Here is a 24,243-nt window from a genome sequence, read left to right as displayed (position 1 = left end):
CGTTTTGTTATCCAATCACTAAATCACCGGGGAATTTGATAGTCGCTCTTCACACAGGAATCACTTCATTATGGTGTCACTCTGCATCCTGAATCTTGAGGTAACTTGGGCATAATTGCTTGTTTTACCAAAATAGTTCGTATTTTAGCCACTTAGTACAGGGGGGAATTTACATTTCAGTTTGGCTTGGTTATTATCATCGGCCTTGGAGAGATGGCTGAGTGGTTGAAAGCACCGGTCTTGAAAACCGGCATACGTTTGTAGCGTATCTAGGGTTCAAATCCCTATCTCTCCGCCAAATTCGTATTTAGGCAACAGCGTGAATACAAAAAATTAAGTGTGCCGACTTAGCTCAGTAGGTAGAGCAACTGACTTGTAATCAGTAGGTCACCAGTTCGACTCCGGTAGTCGGCACCATTCTTTTGCGTGCATCGTATAATGGCTATTACCTCAGCCTTCCAAGCTGATGATGCGGGTTCGATTCCCGCTGCACGCTCCAAGACTTAGAAGCCGTTGCGAAAGCAGCGGCTTTTTTGTTTGCCTGCTCCGTCCTGAGATAAGTTGACGGTTTTTCTCACCCCTGAAGCACTTCATCTGACAGCCGCCATATAGTTTTAAACGTATCTGGGGGAATATATGAAAATAGCTGTTGTGCTCCTGATCATCGCCTCAAGTTTGCTTGTACAAGGCTGTGCGAACAGCTTATTTTATTATCCCTCGAAAGCGACCGAGCTTAATCCCAATATCCGTTGGATGCATTCCACGTCTGGAAATGAAATTGCCTATTTATGGCTGCCTTCTGTCAGGAAGTCGAGTAAAGGTCTTGTTATTCATTTTCATGGTAACAATGGCCATATGGAAACAACGCGGGAAAAAGTCGATTGGCTAGCCGAGCATGGTTACCATGTACTGGTGTTTGATTATTCAGGATTCGGACACTCGTCTGGAGAGCCTAATGATCGGTCAATTTACCGGGATGCGATCTCGATACTTGAATATACCGCGCAGTTACACAGCATCACGGGCCTGCCGGTATTTATTGTGGCCACCTCCACCGGGGGAAATATTTTTTTGCGGGCATGGGCCGATCACCCGGTTACCATTGAAGGGATGATCATCGATTCCTCGTTTACCAGCTACGTCGAGGAAGCCGAGTTTATGCTGAAAAAGGGGCCTTGGGGAAAGGTGTACTCATGGTTAGCCCATTTATTAATGCGTGATGACTATGCTGCAAAATCAGTCATGAATCGGCTTGCGAATACAAAGGCGCTCGTGATCCACTGTGTCAGTGATAGAGTGGTACCGATTGAGTCGGGGGAAGGTATTTATACTCAACTTGATGGTGATAAGCGTTTCTGGCGGATTGAGGGTTGCTCGCATGCGAGAGCAATGACCAGAGAGTTTCCCGAAACTCAACTCAGGGTTTTGAATTGGCTGGAAGAAGCCACTCCTGCAACAGAAGTGGCACGATCGCAAACCGACTTTTGGCTGTTTGATTAGGGGGTGTCTCTCAATAACCATGGTGTACATAATTAAAGGACGTCCCCTAGGGTTATTTTGCGGCTTGGAGTTCTAGAAGTGTATGTCCAAGACCAATATCATCGGTGCGTGTCACTACCTCTAAGCCTGCTTCTGCGACGAGTTCAAGGAAGTCGTCACTGCGGTAGAAACGGCTATTGCCGTTGGCAAGACAGGTGAAATATAACGACGTTGCATTCAAGCTGTATGCTGCCGCGTCATAACGCTGGGCATCCCAGAAGAGTTCAAGGATATAGACTGTCGCATTTTCGGCCATCGAAGCTCGTACTCGACGCAGAATACTAAGAATTTCCATCGGCGAAAAACAATCCAGAAATTGACTCATCCACCACACATCAGCCCCTTCCGGTAGTGTTTGTTCTGAATCAAGTAGGTTGGCAGGAAAGCCTTTGATGCGATCTGAAAAACCTTGTTGCTCGGCATTGGTCATCGCCATGTCGATTTGCTGAGGTAGATCGATAATGGTGACTTCAACATCAGGATCGTAATTACAGCACTCTAATGCCCATTTGCCCGTATTTCCGCCGATATCAAACAGCTTTTTGGGCTTGTTAGCAAATACACGTTCTAGCAGGATGGGAAATGATCGGTCAGAATAGAAGTGGTCAAAATTAAACCAGCTTTCTTTGGCTTTTTGAGGTAATCGAGAAAGCCCTTCATAGATAGTAGGCCAGTCACCTAATTCTTTTAAACCCGCTGGTTTGCCTTCTTTAATTGCTTCTGTCAAATGCATCATTGCGGCATAACATACATCTGCAGTGAAATCTAAATTAGCACGGGTCATACCATCATTAACAAGGAAGTAACCGAGGTTAGCAAGTATGTAGTTTGGTTTATTCCAGGTAACGATATGGGCACTTAAAGCCATATCAAGCAATACTTTGACACCGTATTCAGAGATGTCTGTTTCTGCTGATATCTGCTTGGCATTTAAACCTTCTTTTCCCGCCTTATCAAGTGCCGATAATATTCCTAAATCACGTAGTGTACGTGCTGTGTGGAAGACAATAGGGGCAAAAGCTATTTTTTGAGCTTCAATTTTTGCTTCTAGAGCATTAAGTGGATCATTTTGGTATGAGGTCACAAGAAATTCCAATTACTTTGAAGATAAGTATAGTCCATTAATGATCTAAATCCATTTAGACCTAACTTGACTATATTCTGTAATAAAATAAGTTATTGTTTCAAGTACTGGCCGCACAAATAGTAAATAAACAGATGGTTATTATAATAAATATCTGTTTACAGGGCGGTGCTTGCTATGTTAATGGTCATAAATCTAGTCCGGAAAAATGAACAAGCTCTTTTTTAGGCATTATAAAATAGGCAAGGGGAATATTGGTGAACTCTCGATGCTGTCACCGTGGACAGCCTTTCTGGCTGGAAACTTCAATATGAAATCTTGTATTGGAGCCTAATTTTATTTCCATTATTAGTATATTTTGACAAGTACTCATAATTAGGAAGCGGTCATTTTTTTGACGGGGGCTGACTGATGTAATAAGTTGAGTTTTTAAAATCAGCCCTGGCTAAAGTAACTATTTGTTTATCATGTTTTTTTATCTTTTTTCTGTTGCGTAGGTTGTCAGCGGGGTGCTGTGCTATATGTTGATGAGGTGATTGGTGACTGTTGCTACTGTGTTGCTATACTGATCGGAAGTTGTTCTGTTGTAGCGGTTTATTATCATTCAGTGATATAGGAGGTTGGCAATATAAGCGCTCATCTTTACTTTATCTTGGTTGTGTTTTAAGCAAAATATAGTTCGTTTTATGACATGAAGAGGTGTTTTAAGAAAACGTGAAATTATACATACACAAAAGTTCAAATTAATATTATCCTAGGCTGATATAGGGATATGAGCTTCAGGATTAAATCTAGCATTATAAGTTAGATACTAGAACAGATGAATGAGATACACTTTGATATTGAATGTTGGCAGGCACTTTCACCAGGCTTAGTAAGTTTGGATGAATGGAATGCTTGGGTGACAAATGAAAAGAAATGGCCTGACACGTTAGCCCCAGTCCCTGTCACTGACATTCCGCCAATGTTACGCCGGCGTATGAGCTCATTGAGTAAACTTGCGATACAAACTGCGATAAGTTTAGCCAAACATAATGAGATTGATTTTATCATTTTCTCTAGCCGACATGGCGAGCTTCATCGTACCGCGAAATTGTTATCGGAAATTTTGCAAGGTGAAGATGCATCTCCAATTGCCTTTTCACAATCTGTACATAATACCGCAGCTGGCCTTTTTACCATTGCGGTAAAGAAAGAAATTCCGGTGACATCGCTAGCTGCAGGTGAACATTCTTTGCACTCGGCATTAATAGAAGCATCCGCTTATCTGGCTGAGAACCCACAGCACCGTATTTTGGTGGTCGACTTTGATGAGCCTCTACCTCAGCCCTATGAAGCATTTGACGTTAAAGCGCACCATGGCTTTGCTCTGGGGATGGTTGTAACCAGTGGTAGGCAATATCAATTATGCTGGCAGGCCGAGAGAGGGACAGAAGATGTTTCTTCAAAGCTTCCACAGACATTGGATGTTATAGCTAACTTGGTTCGTGGCCACCATTCATGGACGATCGCCGGACAGCGAACACATTGGCACTGGAAGTGTTAACCAATGGAACGAAACTCAGTGTTATCAGCTGTAACACAGCGTATGAATAAAGTCTGGCGGGTAGCGGCAACCGGTTTATGCTTCTCCATCTTTGGAATTGGCGCGTTATGCCTGACATTTGTTGTATTTCCCCTTCTCACGTGGTCAGTTAAAGATCCTGGCCAGCGTGAATTACGGGTACAGTCAATCATTCAGCGTTCTTTTGCTTTGTTCTGTCGCACCATGCGTTTTTGGGGAGCGATCGACTATGAGTTTGTCGGTGCAAGCTCCTTGCTGCAAGATCGAAATTGCCTAATTGTTGCGAATCATCCAAGCCTGATTGACTATGTGTTGATAGGCTCCTGCCTGCCGCAATGTGATTGCTTGGTAAAAGCGGCGATATGGCATAACCCATTTATGAAAGGCATTGTAAAAGCCGCCGGCTATATTCCCAACCGAGATCCTGAAAGCCTGTTGGATGCGTGCAGTCAGCGACTGGATAATGGCAATGTGTTGTTGATATTCCCTGAAGGGACACGAACCACACTAGGAATTGAATCGAAATTGCAGCGCGGTGCCGCCCAGATTGCCGTCCGCACTCAAACCGATTTGCGGATGGTTCATATAACGGTTGAGCCCAGCTTTTTGACCAAGCAGGCAAAATGGTATCAAGTTCCCGATACCAAACCTTTTTTTCGGGTCGAAGTGAAAGAGAAAATCGCGATAGAGCAATTTCTTCGCGATGCAGATTCACCCACCACTGCCGCAAGGCAGCTTAACCGCCATTTGGCAGACGTTATTTTTCCAGCGCAGGAAAAGTGCGAAAATTCAATATAAATAAGTAGGTTATAGTGGAATCATTACATAACGAACTGAAAGCGTTAATTATCGAAGCGCTGAATCTTGAAGACATCACAATCGACGACATAGAAACACAGGCACCGCTATTTGGTGATGGCCTGGGGCTAGATTCAATTGATGCACTAGAGTTGGGCTTGGCAATCAAGAAAAACTACAACATTGTGATTGATGCTGACGACACCAACACCCGTGAGTACTTCGCCTCGGTGGCTAATTTGGCCGACTTCATTTCTCTTAATCAAGCCTAAGATACGTGGATGTGTGAATTTATGACTGAAGTTAATCGTAACGAAGTATTTGAACAAGTGCGTGACGCGCTGGTGGAGCTGTTTGAACTTGACGCAGAGGATATTACCCCGGAAGCCAAGCTTTACCAGGAGCTTGACCTAGATAGTATCGATGCTGTGGATCTGGTTGTACATTTGCAGAATGTAACCGGCAAAAAAATCAAACCTGAAGAATTCAAAACTGTTCGTACTGTTGACGATGTAGTTGATGCGGTAACTGCTCTGCTGCAGGAAGCTTAATGCGGTTATTGACCGCCATATCGGCGATTGCCTTGCTCGCTTACCCATTTGCGGTTTTTTTTGGGATCAGTCAATGGGGGCTCGGAACGGTCGCTGGTATTCTTGCCATATTGTTCCTACTCCGGCTTGTTGCCGGCGGGCAGGCGCGGCTACGCGAATTGAAATATATTGCCTGGATCAGTGGGGGAGCCGGAATTACGCTGACCCTGCTAGGCAGTCTTTTTCGTGAACAAGGCTGGCTGACTTTCTACCCGGTGATTGTGAATGCCCTGATGTTTGGCTTGTTTGTCTCAAGCCTGTGGCAGAAGCAGACTGTTATCGAGCGGTTTGCCCGCCTTCAGGATCCTGACCTGGCTCCGAGTGGCGTGATTTATACGCGCAAAGTCACCAAGATCTGGTGCGGTTTCTTCATCCTGAATGGGACAATTGCTCTGGCTACCTGCTTTATGCCGTTATCGGTATGGACGTTATATAACGGCCTGATCAGCTACCTATTTGCAGGAGTGCTGTTTGCTGGCGAATGGCTGGTACGTCAATGGTTGATGAGAAAGGAAATGGATATTGCTCGCTGAAGTAAGCGGTGATGAAAGCAGATATGAATACCCCAGTTGCAGAAAAAACAGTTTATCCTGAAATACCATTCAGTTCTTTGTCTGAGTTGATGCTTTCTCTTCGTCAGGAGAGGCTAGTGGTCGCTCGCCATGCTGACTCGCTGGTTCATTGGGTCAAGTTCAGGACAGATGTTCTGGCTTTGGTTCAAACACTGCAAGCGAGTCCTTTTGCTAAGTGGGCACTGTGCTTCGATGACAGTTACCACTTTGCAGTTGCCTTCATGGCTGCTGCACATGCAGGCAAGCAAATTATCCTGCCGGGTAACCACCAGCCGGCAGCTTTGGCTGAGTTGGTGTGTCATTTCGATGCTGTACTTCATGACCGCAGCGCGCTGTGTGAGCTTGATTGTCCGCAGCAGCTGCTGCCATTAGTCCCGGTTTCTGCTTCAGCGACTTGTTCGGCCATTAGTATTGCAGAGAAGCCAGTGGCATCTGAACTTGCTGAGTTGGTACTGAGTGATGTGACGATTACTTTGTTTACCTCGGGCTCGAGCGGCCAGCCGAAAGCGATTATAAAAACACTTGACCGGATTGATGCTGAAATTGCTCAGCTTGAACAGACATGGGGTACGCAGTTGCGAGACTCAATCGTGGTCAGTACCGTCTCTCATCAGCATATCTATGGCCTGTTATTTCGTGTGTTATGGCCGCTCTGCGCTGGGCGGGCTTTTGACCGGATCGATCTGAGCTATCCCGAGCAGGTTATGGCGCAGGCAGATCCAGATACGACCTTGATCACCAGTCCTGCTTTGCTTAAGCGTCTGGGCGCAGAGCAGGCAACGCAACCCTACCGCGCCGTATTTTCTTCTGGCGGTCCTCTGGCAGAAGCCGCGGCTCGCCAAAGCTTCGAGTTGTTTGAACAGCTGCCTATCGAAGTGTTTGGCAGTACGGAAACGGGGGGGATTGGTTTCCGGCAACAGCAACAGGCAAATACCCCATGGCAGTTGTTTGATGTTATCGACATGGCGCTTAACGCAGAAGGGTGTCTGCGTTTGAGTTCGCCTTTTATCGATCCGGAGAGCTGGTATCAGACCAGTGATCAGTGCCAGCTTCTCGGTGACCGCCAGTTTATGTTGCTGGGACGCACCGATCGGGTGGTGAAGGTGGAAGAAAAACGGGTTTCCTTGACGGAAGTTGAGCAGCGCCTCTGCCAGCTGAGCTGGGTTGATGAGGCCGCAGTGCTTACCTTGGATGATACCAACCGATTGATTATTGCTGCGGTGATCACCCTAACCGGTGAAGGACAGCAGCACATGGCTGCCATGGGAAAAGGTCAGTTCTGGTTGGCATTGCGACAGCAGTTACGGCAGTGGCTGGAGCCTGTCGGTATTCCTCGCCGCTTTCGTATCGTTGATGAGATACCGCTGAACAGCCAAGGAAAGCGGCTTGTTAGGGAGCTGGAGCAGTTTTTCAAATAACGCCTGACAGCGTAACAATAACAACTAACTTAATGGCAGAATGACAGTGAATAAACGCAAGCCGACCATTATTGATCAACAAATTAATGACAGCACGGCAGTGCTCACGCTGAAAGTAGATGCCGATATTGTCGATTTTCAGGGGCACTTTCCTTCTTATCCGCTGTTGCCGGGAGTAACACAAGTTGATTGGGCGGTTCACTATGGTAAAACGCTTTTGAATGCTCATTGCGAATTTGGCGGAATGGACGCGATTAAATTCCAGGAGCCGATCCTACCGGACAGTATCATAGAGTTGTCCCTGACCTGGTTTGCCGAAAAAGAGAAACTGCATTTTAGTTATACCTCTGTCAAAGAGGGCAAGCCAGAGCCTGTCACTCACTCTTCGGGACGGATCAAACTGGAAATGGCACGATGACAACATTTCACCCCTGTTTTCTTATTCCATGCTATAACCATGGACGAACCGTGCCGGCGGTGCTGGATTCACTGGCAAGCTATCGGTACCCCGTCATTATCGTGGATGACGGCAGTGATGCGGCAACAAAGGAAATACTGGCCGAGCAAGCCCAGCGTTCCAATGTAACCATTGTCACTTTACCTGAGAATCAGGGTAAAGGCGGTGCCGTGATCGCCGGGATATATGAAGCTTTCAAGCAGAGCTTCACCCATGCGATTCAGATAGATGCAGACGGGCAGCATGATCTTAATGCGCTGCCAAAGCTCATCGCCGAGTCATCGACTCACTTGACCTCGTTGGTATCCGGTCAACCGGTCTATGATGAATCGGTCCCTAAGTCACGGCTTTATGGCCGCTACGCCACTCATATCTGGGTCTGGATTGAAACGTTGTCGTTTGCAATCAAAGACAGTATGTGCGGTTTTCGCTCGTACCCGATTGGTCGTATGATCAAAATACTGGAGCGCAATAAGCTTGGTACACGGATGGATTTTGATACTGAAATCATGGTTCGCATGTACTGGGATGGCTGTGACATTCGCTTCGTTGATACTAAGGTTATCTACCCTGAAGGGGGGATTTCCCACTTTGATGCCCTGTGGGACAACATCAAGATCAGCACCATGCATACCCGCCTGTTCTTTGGCATGTTACCCCGTATTCCTTCTTTGCGAAAACGAGAAACCAGCCAGGAACATCATTGGTCATCCCATACTGAGCGCGGAACGATCATTGGCATCAAAACCCTTCTCTATGTGTATTCCATCTTGGGGCGCAGGGCCTTTAACCAGATCTTGAAGCTCGTTATTGCCTACTATCACAAGACCGGGAAGTCATCCCGACGGGCATCAGAAGATTTTCTTGAACGCCTGAGCCGATATGCCGGCGAGCAAGGGGTATCCCTGCCTAATAACCTGAGTAGCTATCGGCATTTGTTATCGTTTGGCCACACCGTGCTGGATAAGCTCGCGGCATGGAAGGGCGACTTTTCATTCGATAACCTGACGGTCCACGGCCAGGAACATTTTGATGGGCTTATTGCCGAAAAACGCGGAATCGTCATTCTGGGTTCGCACCTAGGAAACCTTGAGCTATGCCGCGCGCTAAGTCGCAACTATGAAAATGTGAAGATCAACGCGTTGGTCTTTACCGAACATGCTGAACGGTTTAATGCCGTGATGCGAGCAGTAAACCCAGACTCGGAGCTTAACTTGATCCAAGTGAGCAAGCTTGGTCCGGATACCGCCATCTTGCTGCAACAGAAGATCGAGCAGGGAGAGTGGGTTGTCATCGTCGGCGATCGTACCTCCGTAACGCAAGAGCAACGTGTAGTATGGGCTGATTTCCTTGGTCATCCCGCTCCATTTCCTCTGGGGCCTTTCATGCTTTGCTCGGTATTGAAAGCGCCAGTATATCTGCTGTTTGGCTTGCGCGATGATAGCCAGCCAACACCGCACTTCGATGTGTATTTCGAACCATTCAGTGAACAAATCAAATTACCTCGCGGGCAAAGGGAAGAAGCCCTAAAAGCCGTCGTAAGCCAATATGCCAGACGCCTTGAGAGCTACACCTTACAGGCTCCCCTGCAATGGTTTAACTTCTTTAACTTCTGGCAGCTAAGTGGAAATAAAGATGCAAAAGAACATGCAACAAACCGTTAAATTTGGTGCCGACAGGCTGACCATTGAAGATGTTATGGCCGTGGCAAACGGCGCCTCGGCAGCGATGAATGATAGCCCCGAGTATCAGGCAAAGATCGACCGCGGTGTCGCTTTTCTTGAGCGCCTGCTGAAAGAAGAAGGTGTTATCTATGGGGTGACAACGGGATATGGCGACTCCTGCACGGTGGCTATTCCGCCGAGTCTCGTTGACGAACTGCCCCTTCACCTGACTCGCTTTCATGGTTGCGGCCTGGGTGAAAACCTCAATCACCAGCAGGCTCGTGCTGTACTGGCGACGCGTCTGTGTTCGCTATCGCAAGGGGTTTCAGGAGTTTCTCACGATTTGCTCAATCAGATTGTTACCCTGATCAATCATGATATTTCGCCACGAATTCCTCAGGAAGGCTCGGTCGGTGCAAGCGGTGACTTAACGCCGTTATCCTATCTGGCGGCTGCATTGATCGGCGAGCGTGAAGTGATTTATAACGATGAAATCCGTGCGACAAAAGACGTATTCGCCGAGCTGAATATCTCGCCGATCAAGCTGAAGCCGAAAGAAGGTTTGGCGCTGATGAACGGAACATCGGTGATGACGGCACTCGCTTGTATTGCCTATAAGCGTGCTGAGTACCTTGCGCAGCTAGCAACCCGAATTACCGCGATGGTATCGGTGGGTATGCAGGGCAATGATTTCCATTTCGATGAAGCCTTGTTTGCCGTGAAGCCGCATCCGGGCCAGCAGCAGATCGCTAGCTGGCTGCGTTCAGACCTTCAGGCCGAACGCCCGCCTCGCAACAGTGACCGTTTGCAAGATCGCTACTCGCTTCGTTGTGCTCCTCACGTGATTGGGGTGTTGCAAGACAGTCTGCCGTGGTTGCGCCAGTTGATTGAGAACGAACTGAACAGTGCCAATGATAACCCGATTATTGATGGCGATAATGAACGTGTACTGCACGGCGGCCATTTCTACGGCGGCCATATCGCGATGGCAATGGATACATTGAAGACCGCCATTGCGAATATTGCAGATTTGCTGGACCGACAAATGGCCCAGTTGATGGATTACAAGTTCAACAATGGCCTACCGTTTAACCTGACGGGCGCGGAGGGTGAACGCAAGCCGATTAACCACGGTTTCAAGGCTGTACAGATCGGTATTTCGGCCTGGACGGCGGAAGCGCTGAAACACACCATGCCTGCGAGTGTGTTCTCTCGTTCTACCGAATGCCATAACCAAGATAAAGTCAGTATGGGTACCATTGCAGCCCGTGATTGCTTGCGTGTTCTTGAGCTGACAGAGCAGGTGACGGCAGCATCGATGCTGGCGGCAACCCAGGCGCTAGAGATCCGCAAGAACCACAACGAGCTTGATGAGCGCCACATGAGCCTGGCATTGAAGACAATGAACGAGTTGATTCTCAGTGAGTTCCGTTTTGTTGAAGAAGATCGTCCGTTGGAGCAAGACCTACGTCACTTTATGAAGCGGATCCAGCAACAACACTGGGCACTGTATTAAGGGCAGATGATGACAGACAAGAAGCCAGCGCTTAGTGCGGAAGTCACCTTGGTGACTTCCTTTCAGGACGCGGACCCGATGGGAGTTGTTTACCACGGCAACTACTTTCGTTTCTTTGAGGAAGCACGCCGTGTGCTGATGGAAAAGATCCAGTATAGCTACCGCGAGATGCAGGCTTCTGGCTATATGTGGCCAATTATCGATACCCGGGTCAAGTACGTGAAACCAATCCCTTATAACCACGAGATCCGGGTGGTCGCGACACTGACCGAGTGGGAAAATCGCCTGCGTGTCGATTACGTGATCTACGATGCGCAAAGCGGTGAGCGAATGACCAAGGCCCATACTATGCAAGTCGCTGTTGGGGTTGATGACGGTGAAATGTGTTTTGTTTCGCCAACCGTGTTCACCGATAAAATCGAGAGCTGGTATGCCATTACACACTAATTATCGTTTTGCCCGGCTACGGGCATTGTTCAGTACCGCCACTTGTGGTTGTGCCCTAGTGGTGGCTGGTTTTTTTTCCTCTGCCGTCAGCGCAATTACCTTGCCTGAACTGCAGCAGCAACTGGCTACGCAGTCTCTGGTGCGTGGTGACTTTGAGCTGGTGCGCACCATGGAAATGTTCAGTGCTCCCCTTCAGTCTGCCGGCCATTTTTTATTGGCCGAGCAACAAGGCCTGCACTGGCAGCAAACTAGCCCTTTTCCGGTGTCGCTCGTTCTGACCAAGAACAAACTGAGCCAGCAATTTGGCGATAATGCCCCCCAGGTGGTGGCTGCCGATGACAATCCGATGGTGTTCTATTTCAGCCATGTGTTTCTGTCTCTTTTTAAAGGGGATACCGGCCAGCTGAACGAGCAGTTTGATATCGCGTTGGCCAATACCGAGGAAAACCGGTGGCAGCTGGTACTGACGCCGAAATCGGCACCATTAAATGCGGTGTTTCAAACAATCCGCCTGTCGGGTAATGAGTTTATTGAACAGCTGACGCTGACGGAAATCCGTGGCGATGTCACTGATATTACTTTTACCAATCAACGTACAGCACCAGTAGAGCTAACCATAGAAGAACAACGTGCCTTCCAACTCTAAACTTGCAACATTTTGGCTGCTTACCATGCTGACTGTCGTCGGTGTACTGGGCGGGCAGTTGTTAACGCGTCAGCAAGCGCCGATAGAAACCAATATTCTCGCCTTGCTACCGGAGAACCGGCAGGATCCTGCGGCGGAGGCCGCATTTTCCCGGGTCGCTGCCAGCATGAGCGACAAAGTTCTGTTTGTGATAGGCAGCCAGAACAAGCCCGAACTGTTCTCAGCTGCTGAACAGTTTTCCCAGGAACTTTCCTCGATAGGGATGTTCAGTAGCATCACCGCCAAGGTCAGCCAGTCGCAGCAGCAAGCCTGGGGCGAGCTGTATTTTCCGAAACGGGCACATCTTCTGACGCCCGAGCAGAAAGCCAGATTGCAGAATGAACCCCAGCAGCAAGTCCAAGCGGTATTGCAGGCACTGTACAACCCATTCTCGGGGGTGACAGGCCAGGAACTGCAAGCTGATCCTTTTTTGTTATTCCGGGATTACTTATCTCAGCTTGGTCATCACGCTGGGAATGTGACGCTGAAAAATGGTTTTTTAACGACAAATTATCAGGGCAAAGAGTATGTATTGCTCTCTGCCGATCTGGAAGGCTCGGCTTATAGCCTGGCATTGCAAGAGAAAATACCGGCATTGGCCGAACTTGAAACATCTATCCGTGAGAGCTACGGGGTAGAGGTACTGCATACCGGGGTCATTTTCTATGCAGCCCATGGAACCGCCAGCGCCAAGGGGGAGATCAGCACCATTGGTTTGGGCTCGTTGCTTGGCGTGATCACACTGCTGTTGGTGGTTTTTCGTAGTCCGTTACCGCTTGCGCTGGCTTTATTGTCTATTGGGTGTGGCTTGCTGACGGCATTTGTGACGACGGTGGCGGTTTTTGGCAAGGTGCACCTGTTTAGCTTGGTATTTGGTGCGAGTTTGATTGGGGTCTCCATTGATTATGCGTTCCACTTTTTGACTGAGCGTCTTGCTGCAGGCCAGAGCTGGGATGCCCGCCAAGGGCTGAAGCATATCTTTGCTGCAATTTCCCTCGGGTTGACGATGAGCCTGATTGGCTACTTGTGCATGATGATTGCGCCGTTTCCCGGTCTGCAGCAACTTTCGTTGTTCTCGGCTGCCGGCCTGGCGGCGGCCTATGCGACGGTTGTCTGCTGGTATCCTGTTCTCGCCGCGCGGCCGGGCAAGTCGGTGGCGATACCAATGACCGGGATCATGGCTGCTTGGCTGCGCGGATGGATGAAGCCTTCCGTGCGATTGGGTGTGCCTGCGTTGTGCTTGGCTGTCGCGGCTGTCGGCCTATATCGAGCCAGTTATAACGACGATATTCGTCAGCTTCAGGCACTTCCTGTCGATTTGAAGCAGCAGGAAGAAACGATCAAAGCGATCACCGGTGTCAGTGGCAGCCAGCAAATGCTGTTGGTAAAGGCTGCCAATGAGCAGGCATTGCTGGTGCAGTTGGAGCGGGTTGGTGACAAGTTGGCGAAGTTTACTCAGCAGGGCATTCTGGAGGGGTACCAGAGCATTCATCAGTATGTGCCCTCCGAGCAGACACAAGCCCAGAATTATCAGCTGATAGAGCAACTTTATCGCCAGCAGGGCCCTGCGTTGGCTCAGCAGCTAAAGCTGCATGGCGATATTGTGATTGAACAACAATTTTCCCCGCTGACTGTCGATGACTTTGTTCGCTCGCCGGCATCTGCGCCTTTGCGGTTCCTTTGGCTGGGTGAGCTTGAGGGACAGCAATCGGCGGTTATTTTACTTAAAGGTGTGAGCAAGGCTGAAATAATTCAGACATTTGCCGCAGAAAATCATGCCGTGAGTTATCTCGACAAAGCGGAAGAGGTATCTTCAATTTTTGCTGAGTACCGACAACGAATTACCGAGTTATTATTTGCCGCTGCAGGCGTTATTCTCACGATTTTAAGTTGGCGTTACGGCTTGGGCAAAGCCTTTAGGGTCATTGCTCCGCCGGCAATTGCCTGCTGTGTCGGTATTGCCGTTACCGGTTTTTTAGGCACTCCGCTGAATTTATTTAACTTACTCGGGCTGTTCCTCATTCTGGGGATCGGGATTGATTACACCTTGTTTTTTGCTGAACAGTCCAAGGCTGACAGCACCTTGTTGGCAATTAGCTTGTCGGCGGTGACCACCATTTTGTCGTTTGGCCTGCTGGCACTGAGCGAAACCCAAGCGATTCACAGTTTTGGCATCACGGTGTTGACCGGGATACTGACAGCCTGGCTGCTGGCTCCTCTTTCACTGAGCGGTAAGGTGGCAGACTCAATAAGGTTCACGGATGAGATACGTAGTTAATATGATTGAACAGCTGAAATTATTGCTATTTACTGGCTTTTTGCTGGCTGCAATGACGGGGTGTGTCAGCACCTCTGCTCCTCAACAGCCACTGCAGAACCAGGTCGAGATCGCCCCCGGCACGCGAGTTACGCTGCCGGAGCCTGCCGAGCTAGGGGAAACACTGACTGCCAGCCAGCTGATCTCTGCGCAGTGGCAAGACCAAACCAATCAATTACCGGTTCAGTTGGAAGTGAGTCCCGATAAAGTCGTACTGGCTGGATTCTCATCCTGGGGCTCCCGAATCCTGAGCCTGAGTTATCAAAACAAGGCCATTGAAACCCAGGTGCTACCGGGGCTGGGTGAGACTTTGCCCAAACCCGAGCAGGTTCTGTTTAACCTTATGCTGACACTGTGGCCGGCTGAATCTTGGGAGCAGCCGTTAATGGCGTCAGGCTGGCAGTTAAAAGAAACGTCACAGTATCGGCAGCTTATTGATGATAAAGGCAATATTGTGATTGAAATTCATTATAACGCCATGCCTCATCTTGACGGGGAGATCCTGTTCACTAATAAAAAGTTGGGATACGTTATCTCAATAAAAACGTTAAATTACAGCCGATAAAGCAAAGTGCGAAGAATCGCGATGACTATAAAAATATCGAAATATACTTCTACCCCGGTTTATATCCACGGGTGTGGCTTTCACTCAGCGTTGGGTATTACCGATAGGGATATTCACAGCCGGTTACAGCAGGGCAAGTCTCCGGACATGCTGCCTGTTTCTGGCTGGTTAAACAATGGTGCTGATACGGTGGTGGGTAAAGTCACCGCTGAGCTACCGGCTGTGCCTGACCGTCTTAAACGCCATAACACATTTAATAACCGTTTGGCCCTTTCGGCCTTGGCTCAAATTGAAGCGCCTATTGAGCGAGCAATCGCAAAATATGGCCGGGATCGGGTTGCGGTCATTGTTGGTACTAGTACCTCAGGTATTGCTGACGGTGAAACAGCACTGGCCACCCAGATTGATAGCGGTGCACTCCCTGAGGATTACCATTACAGAGTTCAGGAAGTGGGCAATATTGGTGAATTTGTCGCTGACTATTTTGCTATCGAAGGGCCGGTATACACTTTGTCGACCGCCTGTTCATCGAGCGGTCGGGTCTTTTTGTCCGCCCGCCGTTTGCTTAAGGCCGGGATCGTTGATGCTGTCGTCGTCGGTGGTTCTGATTCGCTATGTCGGCTGACGCTCAATGGCTTTAACGGGCTGGATGCGCTGTCTGATCGCTTATGCAACCCTTTCAGTGAAAACCGCAAAGGGATCAACATCGGTGAAGCGGCTGCGTTCATGCTGCTGTCGCTGGCACCAGAAGATTCAGGGGCCCCTGAGGATATCCCCGCCATCGCTTTGCTCGGTGCAGGTGACAGTTCAGATGCGCACCATATTTCGGCTCCGCACCCTGAGGGAAAAGGGGCTGAGGAGGCAATGCGTAAGGCGTTGAATGATGCCGGGTTATCGCCGGAGTGTATTGGTTACATCAATGCGCATGGTACGGCAACCCCGCTTAATGATGAAATGGAGGCGAAGGCTATCCATCGGGTATTTGGCGAACAGACACCAGTTAGTTCGACCAAGCCACTTACGGGGCATACATTAGGGGCCGCTAGTGCGGTGGAAGCGGCTATTTGTTGGCATGTCCTGCGTTATCAACTGGAGCTACCGGCTCAGGTTAATGACGGGCATATTGCCGAATCACTGGCGCCGGTGAAACTGGTTGAGCCGGGAACCCAGCTGAGCAAGCCTACCATTTTGAGTAACTCCTTTGCTTTTGGTGGAAACAACATCAGCCTTATTTTTGGATACGCACATGACTAATATCCCCCATTTACACCAACTGTTGCCGCATGATGTGCCGATGGCTTTGGTCGATGAGTTAATTGAGGTCGGCCAGACGCATATTCATTGCCGGGTGACACCTAGTGAAACCAGCTTATTTTTTGATGCTGAGGCTCGGGCTGTCCCGGGCTACGTGGGGGTTGAGTTTATGGCGCAATCCATTGCCGGCTGGTCCGGTTATCACGCCTGGACGCGGGGAGAGTCATCCCCCATCGGTTTTTTACTGGGCTGCCGCCGATATCAGGCAGACTGCAGTGCATTCAAAGAAAATGAGGTACTCGATATTCATGCCGAGCAAGTGATGGAAAGTAATGGTATGGCCGTTTTTGCCTGCCGTATTGAACATCAGGGGCAGGTACTTGCAACCAGCCAGCTCAATGTCTTCGTACCTTCACAACAAAAATTAGATCAAATGCTTAATAGGAATCCTTCATGATTCGACAGGTTTTAGTTACAGGGGCGAGTAAAGGCATTGGACGTGCTGTCGCCACACAACTTGCAAAAGATGGGTTTACCGTCGTTGTTCATTATATGAGTGATCATGCGGGTGCTGAATTAACATTGGCTGATATCAAGAATGCTGGTGGTAGCGGGCGCCTGATCCAGTTTGATATCAGTGATCGCGAGCAATGTCGCGAGAGGCTGGAAGCCGATATTGCGGAGTTTGGTGCTTATTACGGTGTGGTGAGCAATGCCGGTATCACGCGTGACACCGCATTCCCTGCGATGACGGAAGAAGAGTGGGATGGGGTTATCCATACCAACCTGGATAGCTTTTACAATGTACTGCATCCGTGTGTCATGCCAATGGTGAAACTACGCAAAGGGGGAAGAATTGTTACCCTTGCATCGGTATCTGGCATCATGGGCAACCGTGGCCAGACTAATTACAGCGCCGCGAAAGCGGGGGTGATCGGGGCAACCAAATCTCTTGCCCTGGAGTTGGCCAAACGTAAAATCACCGTTAACTGTGTGGCACCGGGCTTGATTGATACCGGGATGGTGGATGAGCATGTGAAAGAGCATGCCTTGCCACAGGTGCCGCTACGACGTATGGGAGAGCCTCAAGAAGTCGCAGGCTTGGTGAGCTATTTAATGTCAGATATTGCGGGTTATGTGACTCGCCAGGTGATTTCAGTGAATGGAGGTTTGGTATGAGTCGTCGCGTAGTGGTCACGGGCATGTCGGGGGTCACCGCCTTCGGCAACGATTGGCACAGTATTGAACCTAAGTTGCGAGCGTGTGAAAACGCGTCGTTGTATATGCCTAGCTACGAGCAATATAACGGTTTGAATACCAAGCTGGCAGCGCCGATTGAAGACTTTAGCTTACCGAAGCACTATACCCGTAAGAAAATACGGGGCATGGGGCGGGTGTCGAAATTATCGACCCTGGCCAGTGAGAATGCCCTGATCCAGAGCGGACTGATTGGTAGCGATGTGCTGACAAACGGCCAAACGGGGATCGCCTACGGCTCATCGACGGGCAGTACGCCGGCCATTGGTGCATTTGGTGTCATGCTCAACGAGAAAGATACCAAGGCAATTACTGCCACCACTTACGTGCAGATGATGCCGCACACGACGGCGGTTAATGTCGGGTTATTCTTCGGGTTGCGCGGCCGCGTGATCCCAACTAGCAGTGCGTGTACATCAGGCAGCCAGGCGATTGGTTATGCGTATGAGGCCATTAAGCATGGTTATCAGACGGTCATGGTTGCCGGTGGCGCGGAAGAGTTGTGTCCGACGGAGTCGGCAGTTTTTGATACGCTGTTTGCGACCAGCCTGAAAAATGATGCACCAAAGTCCACACCGCGCCCTTATGATACTGAGCGAGATGGTCTGGTGATCGGCGAAGGGGCCGGTACCTTGGTGCTGGAAGAATATGAGCATGCTGTGGCTCGCGGGGCAACAATTTATGCCGAGCTTGTCGGTTTTGCCAGCAACTGTGATGCGGCCCATGTTACGCAACCGCAGATGGAAACGATGCAGCTGTGTATGGAAATGGCACTAAAGGACGCCAACCTCGATCCGATGATGATTGATTATATCTCTGCCCATGGTACGGCTACGGAAAAAGGCGATATTGCGGAGAGTAACGCGACCGCCAATATCTTTGGCGATAATGCCCCAATCAGTTCGCTGAAAAGCTACCTCGGTCATACGCTAGGGGCATGTGGCGCGATTGAAGCCTGGCTCAGCCTTGAGATGATGCATGCCGGTTGGTTTATTCCGACACTGAATCTCGACAATCTTGATGATCGCTGTGGGAACCTGGATTACATTCGTGGCGACGGCCGTGAAATTGACTGCCAGTACCTAATGAGCAATAACTTTGCTTTCGGTGGCATTAATACCTCGCTGATCTTCAAGCGCTGGCAGGATTAAACGCTGTGGTGTGATGTCGATGAAAAAACGCCCCGCAATAATTTGCGGGGCGTTTTGTTTGTGAGCTGCCAGGATGAAATAACCTGCTCTGCTGGTATTACTCAGAGAGTAGCTCGCGTTGAATGTCCTTATTTAGATTTCCCACCCATCCGTTGTATTTTCTATGGATGGTTCCGCTTGCTTCATCGTATTTCATGTTCTTGCTGTCGCGGTAGGTAATATCATAGCTGTTATCGTGCAGCGAAATATTTACAGCTACATAATGTGAGCGCACATGGATATCAGCCGTCAGTTGGTCTTTGGCTTCTTTTTGTACCTGCCAACCGCGAACGAGACCGGCTTTGGTGATCTTTTTGACTAACTGCTCAGTAGATATTGTATTAGGGACTGGTTGGTTGAGTACGGGCTCGGCTTTTGCTGCATAGGTTGAGGCAGAAAAACTGAATAGCAAGGTAAGGATAAAATATTTAAGCGTTTTCATTTTCATGGTTTCCTTATATGGAAAATTGGTGGTTACGATATATTTGTTCAATTAGGCGAGTCAGTTCGAGTTCGCTAATATTATCGTTGATTAATAGTAGTTGCTGCTCTTTCAATATATTAATCAGTATTGTCGGTGCGACTGTTTCATTACCGACAATTTCCACATGGCCGGCTTTGACGGTTAACTCGGTGACTTCGTCGAAACTAGCAATGGTATAATTTGACTGTTCATCCAGGCTGAACACATAGTCGTCTTCCAGGCATAAACCGTTATCACCGAAATGACGGCAGCTATTAACTTCATCGGTTTTTATCATGAGATGCTTCGATACCGAAGGAATGAGTTCCCCTGGTGTGTTCATAAAATCAGAATAGGGTGTGATTTGTTGGTATTTTTTACCGGTAACGGCATAGCAGATAAGATCAACTATCCCTAATGACAATACTCTCAAAGAACCCATTCCACAGTGGGAAGAAGCCATAATACCGTTGAACGGAGAGGCGATTGTTGTAAGATGAATATTGTTTGCTAAGACCGTTTGTTGATCTTCACGGTTAGTAATTAAAGCTCGCCTTGCTATTAATCCTCCTTGACTATGTCCAATGATGTGTAGCTGTTGGTCTGGATTGCTTTCTGTCAGTTGATTGAGGGCTGAAATCAGTTTTCCGGAAACGAGTTCGAGATCATCTCTGTCATCATATTCGAAACATAAGGCCTGTTGATTCTGTGATTTATAAACATCCGCAAGAGCCCTAAATTTTCCGGCAGAAGAAAAGCAACCGTGAACAATAATGTTCAAGGTAGCATTCGGATCGATATCAACGGTAGTATCCGGTACGCTTGTGCAGGCTTTTAGCCCCGGAACTCTCAAGGGCTTTTTGATGGTTTCATTATTTGAAGCGAGAGTGTGGTTTATTGATGAATACGAAGAATGTGGCGTACAACCTACAGTTAACAGTATTAAGCTGGCGGTTAATAAGCGCGATATCTTAATACTGAAAGATTGTGAGCCCAATACTTTCATCTGTTTTACACCCGCAAGTTGTAGTGATTTTGGTCGATATTAAGGATATGAAATGTATTTTTAATGTTACTCTCAGAGCTATTTATAGATCAATAGGGTACTTATACTATCTCGTGTGATTGTAATCCTAGTCACGCATTTATTGCTCTATTGGGAGTAAGCGTAGTGGTAAATAAATATCGAAGTTTAAGAACTCTCCTTGCGTTAGTGGTTAGCATAGTGAGTACTTCTAGTTATGCTGTTGAATTGGCTATTTCTGCTGGTATAGCTCCTCAGCCGGATGAAAGCTATAACAATTCTTTGTTGGCATTGGATGCAATATTGTTTGATTGGCAGCGTAGTTCGGTGCAAACCCTGAGCCTTGGTACGAGTGTAACGTATTTGAAGGCTGATACTACGGCTAATCCAGATGACTTGATCGCCTTGAGTGTTTTTCCAGAGCTTAAGTTATTTGCCGAGCGTTTTGACAGGCGCTGGTTTTTTCAGGTTAGGGCATTAGGGCCAACATGGATTAGCGAAAAGCATTTGGGTAAAAGGGAGCAGGCAATGCATTTTGCTTTTCTGGCACAAGTCGGTGGTGGAATGTATTTAGGGGCGAGTAATCGGGGTTATATTAATGTGTATTATCGGCATTTTAGTAATGCCAACCTGAAAAAGCCAAACGATGGTTTTGATGTGCCATTTAATCTCTCATTCGGTTATCGCTTTTAACAGTTAATGCCCTGCACTGACAAAAGCCGCTCATTCGAGCGGCTTTATTGTATCTGCTTTTTGTAACTTTTTGCTATCAGCTATAAAACCGCAAGCTCTTTGCCAACAAGTCAACAAACCCTTCTCGGTCAACATTAAATAGCACTGTGGCATTGGCAGGTTGTCCTGATAGTTCATAGCGGTCTACCACTGTCATGCCCTGGGTATATTCGCCCTTGGTTTCGATACCCACCCAGCAGTCCTGGGCGGTAAACAGTTCTGGGGCGAGTAGCCAGGCAATGGTGCATGGATCGTGGAGCGGTGCGCCTTTCAGTCCCCATTTTGGATCGCGATGGTAGATCATAAAGAAGTCGAGCAGCTCGGCTACTACATCGGATACCGGGTTATCGATGGCGCGGATCCGCTCGATGTCCTCATTCATGATCTGGGCGCGGTGAGTGACATCCAGTCCGCACATGGTAATTGGGATCCCTGATTTGAACACCATATCTGCCGCCTGTGGATCGACATAGATATTGAACTCTGCAGCCGGTGACCAGTTACCGGTCTCGGCACCGCCGCCCATCAAGACAATCCGTTCGATCTTATCGCTGAGTTCGCGGTGGGTTGCCAGTAGCAGGGCAATATTGGTCAGCGGTCCGGTGGGTACCAGCGTAACGGGTTTATCGCTTTCGCGCAGCACCCGTGCCATCAGCTCAACGGCATGTTCTTTGACCGGGTCAAAGCCTGGATCCGGAAGTTCCGGCCCGTCGAGGCCGCTTTCACCGTGGACGTTGTCGGCAATAATCAGTTCGCGTGCCAGTGGTTTTAATGCGCCTCCGGCAACAGGAATATCACTGCGGCCAAGCAGGGTGAGAATGCGAAGGGCATTGTTGAGGGTTTTGTCCGGTGTCTGGTTGCCGGCGCTGGTGGTTACCGCCTTGATATCGAGTGACGGAGAGGCGCAGGCAAGAATAAGGGCGATGGCATCATCGTGACCGGGATCGCAATCGAGGATTATTGGACAAGACATGTAGGTACTCCTTTGTTTTTAAAGGGCAATGTATCGTGTTGATGACGCAGAAAATGTGAGAGTGGTAGAGAAATGACGAAACAGGATTGGGAGGTAGGCAGCAAAAGTGAGATCTAAGTGTTAGTGGCGTAATACGGAACGGTGTTACCCAACATGGCATTGATTGTACGTTAACTTGGCACAGCATCCGCCTGTGGGGGTGTCGGCTAACGAAAAGTGCCAACCGTAGCTATCACATAAGCGCCTTACGATTAATAACCCTAAGCCGTGCTCTGTCTCGGGTTTTCCTGTCAGACCGCAGCCGGAATCGATAACTTTGATGCACTGGCTCTTTATAACAACTTCAATTCTCCCCTGTTGGGTAAAGCGAATTGCGTTATTGAGCAGGTTTTTCAATATCATATTAAGCACGGCCAGAGGCATATTAATCTGACAGTCCGGAGCGATGGCAAGCGAGATCTGAACGTCTTTTCCTAACTTGGCGCGATATTTATCAAGCGGAATGTCTTGTGGTCGCACTGCTCTCAACTCGTGTGCACCGCTGACATTTTCTTGCTTGACGATACTCAGCAGAACCTCGACTGTTGCCTGCATATTGGTGGCTGCAATAAGGATCCGCTCCCGCTGCTTGGCCTGAAAGTCAGCATCATCTTTCATCGCCTGTAGGTTGGCTGCACCGAGTACGACTGAAATTGGGGTCTTGAGCTCATGGCTGGCGTATTTGGCGAACATCATCTCTTGCTTGGCGAGCCGTTCTTTCATTTGTTTGTAGCTATTTAAGTGTGCGGTCAATTGTTGGATTTCATCGATTGAACGTTCTGGAACATGAAAGTCACCCTCCTGGTGGGTGGTCAGTTGCTCACTGAGTTCAGATACCGGAGACATCAAGCCATCGAATACCCGGCGCAGCGAGAAACGCAGAAAGGCGATAAGAAAAGCCATCAGAGCGAAAGAGATCAGCATCAGGATATCCCAGTTATCGTCCCCGAAATCGATGGCACGGCTATTTACCGTAAGGTACAAGGGAATATGCTTGCCGGAAGCATCATGGAAAGAGACGTGATACACCATAAACCCGTTTTCCTCAAAGGAACGAACCCGGGTGACTTGCCCTTCTAGATAGGGCAACTCTTGTTTGATGTTGTCTGCCAGTGCCGTCTCGCTGTAATAGGCGCTAACATAGGGACCGAGCTGATAAAAATCATCTTTCACCAGTGAGTAGTGATCTTTGGCGATAGTTTCAAATGAGATTAAATGGTGTTCAATTTGGGCATCTTCATTGAAGATCAAATGCAGGGAAAAGGCAAAAAATACCAAGGAAGAGGAGGATAGGGCGATAACCGAGAACACAAAAATCAATCGTGATTTCACGTCCTCAATTGAATTGCCGAGCGGCTTACCAAAGAGTGCACGTCTGAGCCACTTCATTTAAGCTTCCAGCCTAAAGCCAAATTTTGGCACGGTAACCAACATGGGCTTTTTAAAGGGTTTGTCCAGAACGTTACGCAGTAGATAAATATGGCTGCGCAATACGTCTTTGTCCGGAGTGTTTTCGCCCCAGATTTCGTAAATCAGGGCCTCACGGGTGACCATTTCCGGTGCGGCCTTTACCAGCTTGACTAAAATTTGGTACATCACCGGCGTCACAACCAGCTCCTGTCCCTCTCGGGTAATACGGTGAGAGTTTTGGTCTATCTTAAGATCGCCATATTCGATCACCGAGCTGGCTACATTGCCGCGATAGCGTTTTATCAGTGCCCCTAGCCTGACTTCCAGCTCAGGGAAATTGAAGGGTTTTGTCACGAAATCATCAACGCCATGCTCGAATCCGTTTAGCAAGTCTTTCGGTCCGTTTAATGCCGTCAGCATTAAAATGGGGACAGTGCAGCCACTTTTCCTGAGTGCGTTGGTGACTTGCATGCCGTCTTTTTTCGGCATCATGACATCTAAGATAATCGCGTCGAATTCATTTTCTAACGCCAGTTTCAGCCCCAGTTCGCCGTTATCGGCAAAATCGACGGTCGCCCCTTTCACTTCGAGAAAATCGGCAAGAATGCCTCGAAGCTCATCGTTATCTTCTACCACTAAAATCTGAGCGTTCTCAAGCACAACTTATTCCCTGCCCCCAATGACT

General features: G+C 48.5%; 25 protein-coding genes and 3 tRNA genes. 22 read left to right on the top strand and 6 right to left on the bottom strand.

All coding sequences use genetic code 11. The features are described from left to right. The first annotated feature begins 207 nt into the window (after window positions 1–207). The 4 genes from MD588_RS09235 (at window position 208) to MD588_RS09220 (ending at window position 1,500) form a co-directional block, all read left to right on the top strand. Window positions 208–298, top strand: a tRNA-Ser gene (locus tag MD588_RS09235). Window positions 299–341: 43 nt separating this feature from the next. Continuing rightward, window positions 342–417: transfer RNA gene (locus MD588_RS09230), tRNA-Thr, on the top strand. A gap of 7 nt (window positions 418–424) precedes the next feature. Next, window positions 425–499: transfer RNA gene (locus MD588_RS09225), tRNA-Gly, on the top strand. A gap of 137 nt (window positions 500–636) precedes the next feature. After that, on the top strand, window positions 637–1,500 hold the full coding sequence (locus MD588_RS09220) for an alpha/beta hydrolase (RefSeq protein ID WP_265696829.1): 864 nt from the start codon (window positions 637–639) through the stop codon (window positions 1,498–1,500). A 52-nt stretch (window positions 1,501–1,552) separates the two neighbouring features. Here MD588_RS09220 and MD588_RS09215 read toward each other — a convergent pair whose 3' ends face one another. Continuing rightward, window positions 1,553–2,623, bottom strand: a complete 1,071-nt coding sequence (locus MD588_RS09215) for a methyltransferase (RefSeq protein ID WP_265696828.1) — start codon at window positions 2,621–2,623, stop codon at window positions 1,553–1,555. Window positions 2,624–3,443: 820 nt separating this feature from the next. Here MD588_RS09215 and MD588_RS09210 point away from each other — a divergent pair. The 17 genes from MD588_RS09210 to MD588_RS09130 are packed head-to-tail and all read left to right on the top strand — an operon-like array spanning window position 3,444 to window position 18,878. After that, window positions 3,444–4,169 carry a beta-ketoacyl synthase chain length factor gene (locus tag MD588_RS09210; RefSeq protein WP_265696827.1) on the top strand — a complete coding sequence of 242 codons (726 nt, stop codon included), beginning with the start codon at window positions 3,444–3,446 and terminating at the stop codon, window positions 4,167–4,169. Window positions 4,170–4,172: 3 nt separating this feature from the next. Beyond that, complete coding sequence (locus MD588_RS09205; protein ID WP_265696825.1) at window positions 4,173–4,985, top strand: lysophospholipid acyltransferase family protein; 813 nt, start codon at window positions 4,173–4,175, stop codon at window positions 4,983–4,985. A gap of 14 nt (window positions 4,986–4,999) precedes the next feature. Next, on the top strand, window positions 5,000–5,257 hold the full coding sequence (locus tag MD588_RS09200; RefSeq protein WP_265696824.1) for a phosphopantetheine-binding protein: 258 nt from the start codon (window positions 5,000–5,002) through the stop codon (window positions 5,255–5,257). 21 nt (window positions 5,258–5,278) lie between these two features. Continuing rightward, entirely contained in the window at window positions 5,279–5,536 is a 258-nt protein-coding gene (locus MD588_RS09195) for an acyl carrier protein (protein ID WP_265696823.1), read from the top strand. After that, window positions 5,536–6,108 (top strand): COG4648 family protein, encoded by a 573-nt coding sequence (locus MD588_RS09190; protein WP_265696822.1) that lies wholly within the window; start codon window positions 5,536–5,538, stop codon window positions 6,106–6,108. The genes MD588_RS09195 and MD588_RS09190 overlap by 1 nt, the downstream gene beginning before the upstream one ends. Window positions 6,109–6,131: 23 nt before the next feature. Further along, window positions 6,132–7,565 (top strand): AMP-binding protein, encoded by a 1,434-nt coding sequence (locus MD588_RS09185; RefSeq protein ID WP_265696821.1) that lies wholly within the window; start codon window positions 6,132–6,134, stop codon window positions 7,563–7,565. 46 nt (window positions 7,566–7,611) lie between these two features. Beyond that, on the top strand, window positions 7,612–7,983 hold the full coding sequence (locus tag MD588_RS09180) for an ApeI family dehydratase (protein ID WP_407676560.1): 372 nt from the start codon (window positions 7,612–7,614) through the stop codon (window positions 7,981–7,983). Continuing rightward, window positions 7,980–9,686, top strand: a complete 1,707-nt coding sequence (locus MD588_RS09175) for a glycosyltransferase family 2 protein (protein WP_265696818.1) — start codon at window positions 7,980–7,982, stop codon at window positions 9,684–9,686. The genes MD588_RS09180 and MD588_RS09175 overlap by 4 nt, the downstream gene beginning before the upstream one ends. Beyond that, the gene (locus MD588_RS09170; protein WP_265696817.1) at window positions 9,658–11,202 is read left to right on the top strand and encodes an HAL/PAL/TAL family ammonia-lyase; all 1,545 of its coding nucleotides are present in this window, start codon (window positions 9,658–9,660) and stop codon (window positions 11,200–11,202) included. Before MD588_RS09175 ends, MD588_RS09170 begins: the two co-directional genes overlap by 29 nt. A gap of 9 nt (window positions 11,203–11,211) precedes the next feature. After that, on the top strand, window positions 11,212–11,649 hold the full coding sequence (locus tag MD588_RS09165) for an acyl-CoA thioesterase (RefSeq protein WP_265696816.1): 438 nt from the start codon (window positions 11,212–11,214) through the stop codon (window positions 11,647–11,649). Then, window positions 11,633–12,295: a LolA family protein gene (locus MD588_RS09160; RefSeq protein ID WP_265696815.1), complete on the top strand. Its 663-nt coding sequence runs from the start codon at window positions 11,633–11,635 to the stop codon at window positions 12,293–12,295. Before MD588_RS09165 ends, MD588_RS09160 begins: the two co-directional genes overlap by 17 nt. Then, on the top strand, window positions 12,279–14,612 hold the full coding sequence (locus MD588_RS09155) for an MMPL family transporter (protein WP_265696814.1): 2,334 nt from the start codon (window positions 12,279–12,281) through the stop codon (window positions 14,610–14,612). Before MD588_RS09160 ends, MD588_RS09155 begins: the two co-directional genes overlap by 17 nt. A gap of 1 nt (window position 14,613) precedes the next feature. Continuing rightward, window positions 14,614–15,216 (top strand): DUF3261 domain-containing protein, encoded by a 603-nt coding sequence (locus MD588_RS09150; RefSeq protein WP_265696935.1) that lies wholly within the window; start codon window positions 14,614–14,616, stop codon window positions 15,214–15,216. Window positions 15,217–15,237: 21 nt separating this feature from the next. Further along, window positions 15,238–16,470, top strand: a complete 1,233-nt coding sequence (locus MD588_RS09145) for a beta-ketoacyl-[acyl-carrier-protein] synthase family protein (RefSeq protein WP_265696813.1) — start codon at window positions 15,238–15,240, stop codon at window positions 16,468–16,470. Beyond that, the gene (locus MD588_RS09140; protein ID WP_265696812.1) at window positions 16,463–16,927 is read left to right on the top strand and encodes a hotdog family protein; all 465 of its coding nucleotides are present in this window, start codon (window positions 16,463–16,465) and stop codon (window positions 16,925–16,927) included. The genes MD588_RS09145 and MD588_RS09140 overlap by 8 nt, the downstream gene beginning before the upstream one ends. Then, window positions 16,924–17,649, top strand: a complete 726-nt coding sequence (locus MD588_RS09135) for a 3-ketoacyl-ACP reductase FabG2 (RefSeq protein WP_265696811.1) — start codon at window positions 16,924–16,926, stop codon at window positions 17,647–17,649. Before MD588_RS09140 ends, MD588_RS09135 begins: the two co-directional genes overlap by 4 nt. After that, a complete protein-coding gene (locus MD588_RS09130) occupies window positions 17,646–18,878 on the top strand; it encodes a beta-ketoacyl-ACP synthase (protein ID WP_265696810.1) in 1,233 nt (410 codons plus the stop codon). Before MD588_RS09135 ends, MD588_RS09130 begins: the two co-directional genes overlap by 4 nt. Before the next feature lie 97 nt (window positions 18,879–18,975). Here the strand turns inward: MD588_RS09130 and MD588_RS09125 are convergent, their stop codons facing one another. Together MD588_RS09125 and MD588_RS09120 are read right to left on the bottom strand one after the other, a co-directional pair. After that, window positions 18,976–19,359, bottom strand: coding sequence for a hypothetical protein (locus tag MD588_RS09125; RefSeq protein WP_265696808.1), 384 nt, complete (start codon window positions 19,357–19,359; stop codon window positions 18,976–18,978). A 13-nt stretch (window positions 19,360–19,372) separates the two neighbouring features. Next, window positions 19,373–20,386 (bottom strand): esterase/lipase family protein, encoded by a 1,014-nt coding sequence (locus MD588_RS09120; RefSeq protein WP_265696806.1) that lies wholly within the window; start codon window positions 20,384–20,386, stop codon window positions 19,373–19,375. Between the two features lie 165 nt (window positions 20,387–20,551). On the opposite strand from MD588_RS09120, the gene MD588_RS09115 reads away from it, so the two are divergent. After that, a complete protein-coding gene (locus MD588_RS09115; RefSeq protein ID WP_265696805.1) occupies window positions 20,552–21,097 on the top strand; it encodes an acyloxyacyl hydrolase in 546 nt (181 codons plus the stop codon). 76 nt (window positions 21,098–21,173) lie between these two features. On the opposite strand, the gene rihA is transcribed toward MD588_RS09115, so the two are convergent. The 3 genes from rihA to MD588_RS09100 all read right to left on the bottom strand — a co-directional run bounded on the left by rihA (window position 21,174) and on the right by MD588_RS09100 (window position 24,218). Then, entirely contained in the window at window positions 21,174–22,109 is a 936-nt protein-coding gene (gene rihA, locus MD588_RS09110; RefSeq protein ID WP_265696804.1) for a pyrimidine-specific ribonucleoside hydrolase RihA, read from the bottom strand. A gap of 144 nt (window positions 22,110–22,253) precedes the next feature. Beyond that, a complete protein-coding gene (locus MD588_RS09105; RefSeq protein WP_265696803.1) occupies window positions 22,254–23,537 on the bottom strand; it encodes a sensor histidine kinase in 1,284 nt (427 codons plus the stop codon). After that, window positions 23,538–24,218, bottom strand: a complete 681-nt coding sequence (locus MD588_RS09100) for a response regulator transcription factor (RefSeq protein WP_265696802.1) — start codon at window positions 24,216–24,218, stop codon at window positions 23,538–23,540. Window positions 24,219–24,243: the final 25 nt, after the last annotated feature.

It is taken from the genome of Photobacterium obscurum (assembly GCF_026191635.1).
Classification (GTDB): Bacteria; Pseudomonadota; Gammaproteobacteria; order Enterobacterales; family Vibrionaceae; genus Photobacterium; species Photobacterium obscurum.
This window is presented reverse-complemented; position numbering and strand designations above follow the sequence as displayed.

Excerpts from the sequence above, each read along its gene's own strand:
- MD588_RS09220 (WP_265696829.1), top strand. The coding sequence starts at position 637 with ATGAAAATAGCTGTTGTGCTCCTGATCATCGCCTCAAGTTTGCTTGTA.
- MD588_RS09210 (WP_265696827.1), top strand. The coding sequence starts at position 3,444 with ATGAATGAGATACACTTTGATATTGAATGTTGGCAGGCACTTTCACCA.
- MD588_RS09205 (WP_265696825.1), top strand. The coding sequence starts at position 4,173 with ATGGAACGAAACTCAGTGTTATCAGCTGTAACACAGCGTATGAATAAA.
- MD588_RS09195 (WP_265696823.1), top strand. The coding sequence starts at position 5,279 with ATGACTGAAGTTAATCGTAACGAAGTATTTGAACAAGTGCGTGACGCG.
- MD588_RS09190 (WP_265696822.1), top strand. The coding sequence starts at position 5,536 with ATGCGGTTATTGACCGCCATATCGGCGATTGCCTTGCTCGCTTACCCA.
- MD588_RS09185 (WP_265696821.1), top strand. The coding sequence starts at position 6,132 with ATGAATACCCCAGTTGCAGAAAAAACAGTTTATCCTGAAATACCATTC.
- MD588_RS09175 (WP_265696818.1), top strand. The coding sequence starts at position 7,980 with ATGACAACATTTCACCCCTGTTTTCTTATTCCATGCTATAACCATGGA.
- MD588_RS09170 (WP_265696817.1), top strand. The coding sequence starts at position 9,658 with ATGCAAAAGAACATGCAACAAACCGTTAAATTTGGTGCCGACAGGCTG.
- MD588_RS09165 (WP_265696816.1), top strand. The coding sequence starts at position 11,212 with ATGACAGACAAGAAGCCAGCGCTTAGTGCGGAAGTCACCTTGGTGACT.
- MD588_RS09160 (WP_265696815.1), top strand. The coding sequence starts at position 11,633 with ATGCCATTACACACTAATTATCGTTTTGCCCGGCTACGGGCATTGTTC.
- MD588_RS09150 (WP_265696935.1), top strand. The coding sequence starts at position 14,614 with ATGATTGAACAGCTGAAATTATTGCTATTTACTGGCTTTTTGCTGGCT.
- MD588_RS09145 (WP_265696813.1), top strand. The coding sequence starts at position 15,238 with ATGACTATAAAAATATCGAAATATACTTCTACCCCGGTTTATATCCAC.
- MD588_RS09140 (WP_265696812.1), top strand. The coding sequence starts at position 16,463 with ATGACTAATATCCCCCATTTACACCAACTGTTGCCGCATGATGTGCCG.
- MD588_RS09135 (WP_265696811.1), top strand. The coding sequence starts at position 16,924 with ATGATTCGACAGGTTTTAGTTACAGGGGCGAGTAAAGGCATTGGACGT.
- MD588_RS09130 (WP_265696810.1), top strand. The coding sequence starts at position 17,646 with ATGAGTCGTCGCGTAGTGGTCACGGGCATGTCGGGGGTCACCGCCTTC.
- MD588_RS09125 (WP_265696808.1), bottom strand. The coding sequence starts at position 19,359 with ATGAAAACGCTTAAATATTTTATCCTTACCTTGCTATTCAGTTTTTCT.
- MD588_RS09120 (WP_265696806.1), bottom strand. The coding sequence starts at position 20,386 with ATGAAAGTATTGGGCTCACAATCTTTCAGTATTAAGATATCGCGCTTA.
- rihA (WP_265696804.1), bottom strand. The coding sequence starts at position 22,109 with ATGTCTTGTCCAATAATCCTCGATTGCGATCCCGGTCACGATGATGCC.
- MD588_RS09105 (WP_265696803.1), bottom strand. The coding sequence starts at position 23,537 with ATGAAGTGGCTCAGACGTGCACTCTTTGGTAAGCCGCTCGGCAATTCA.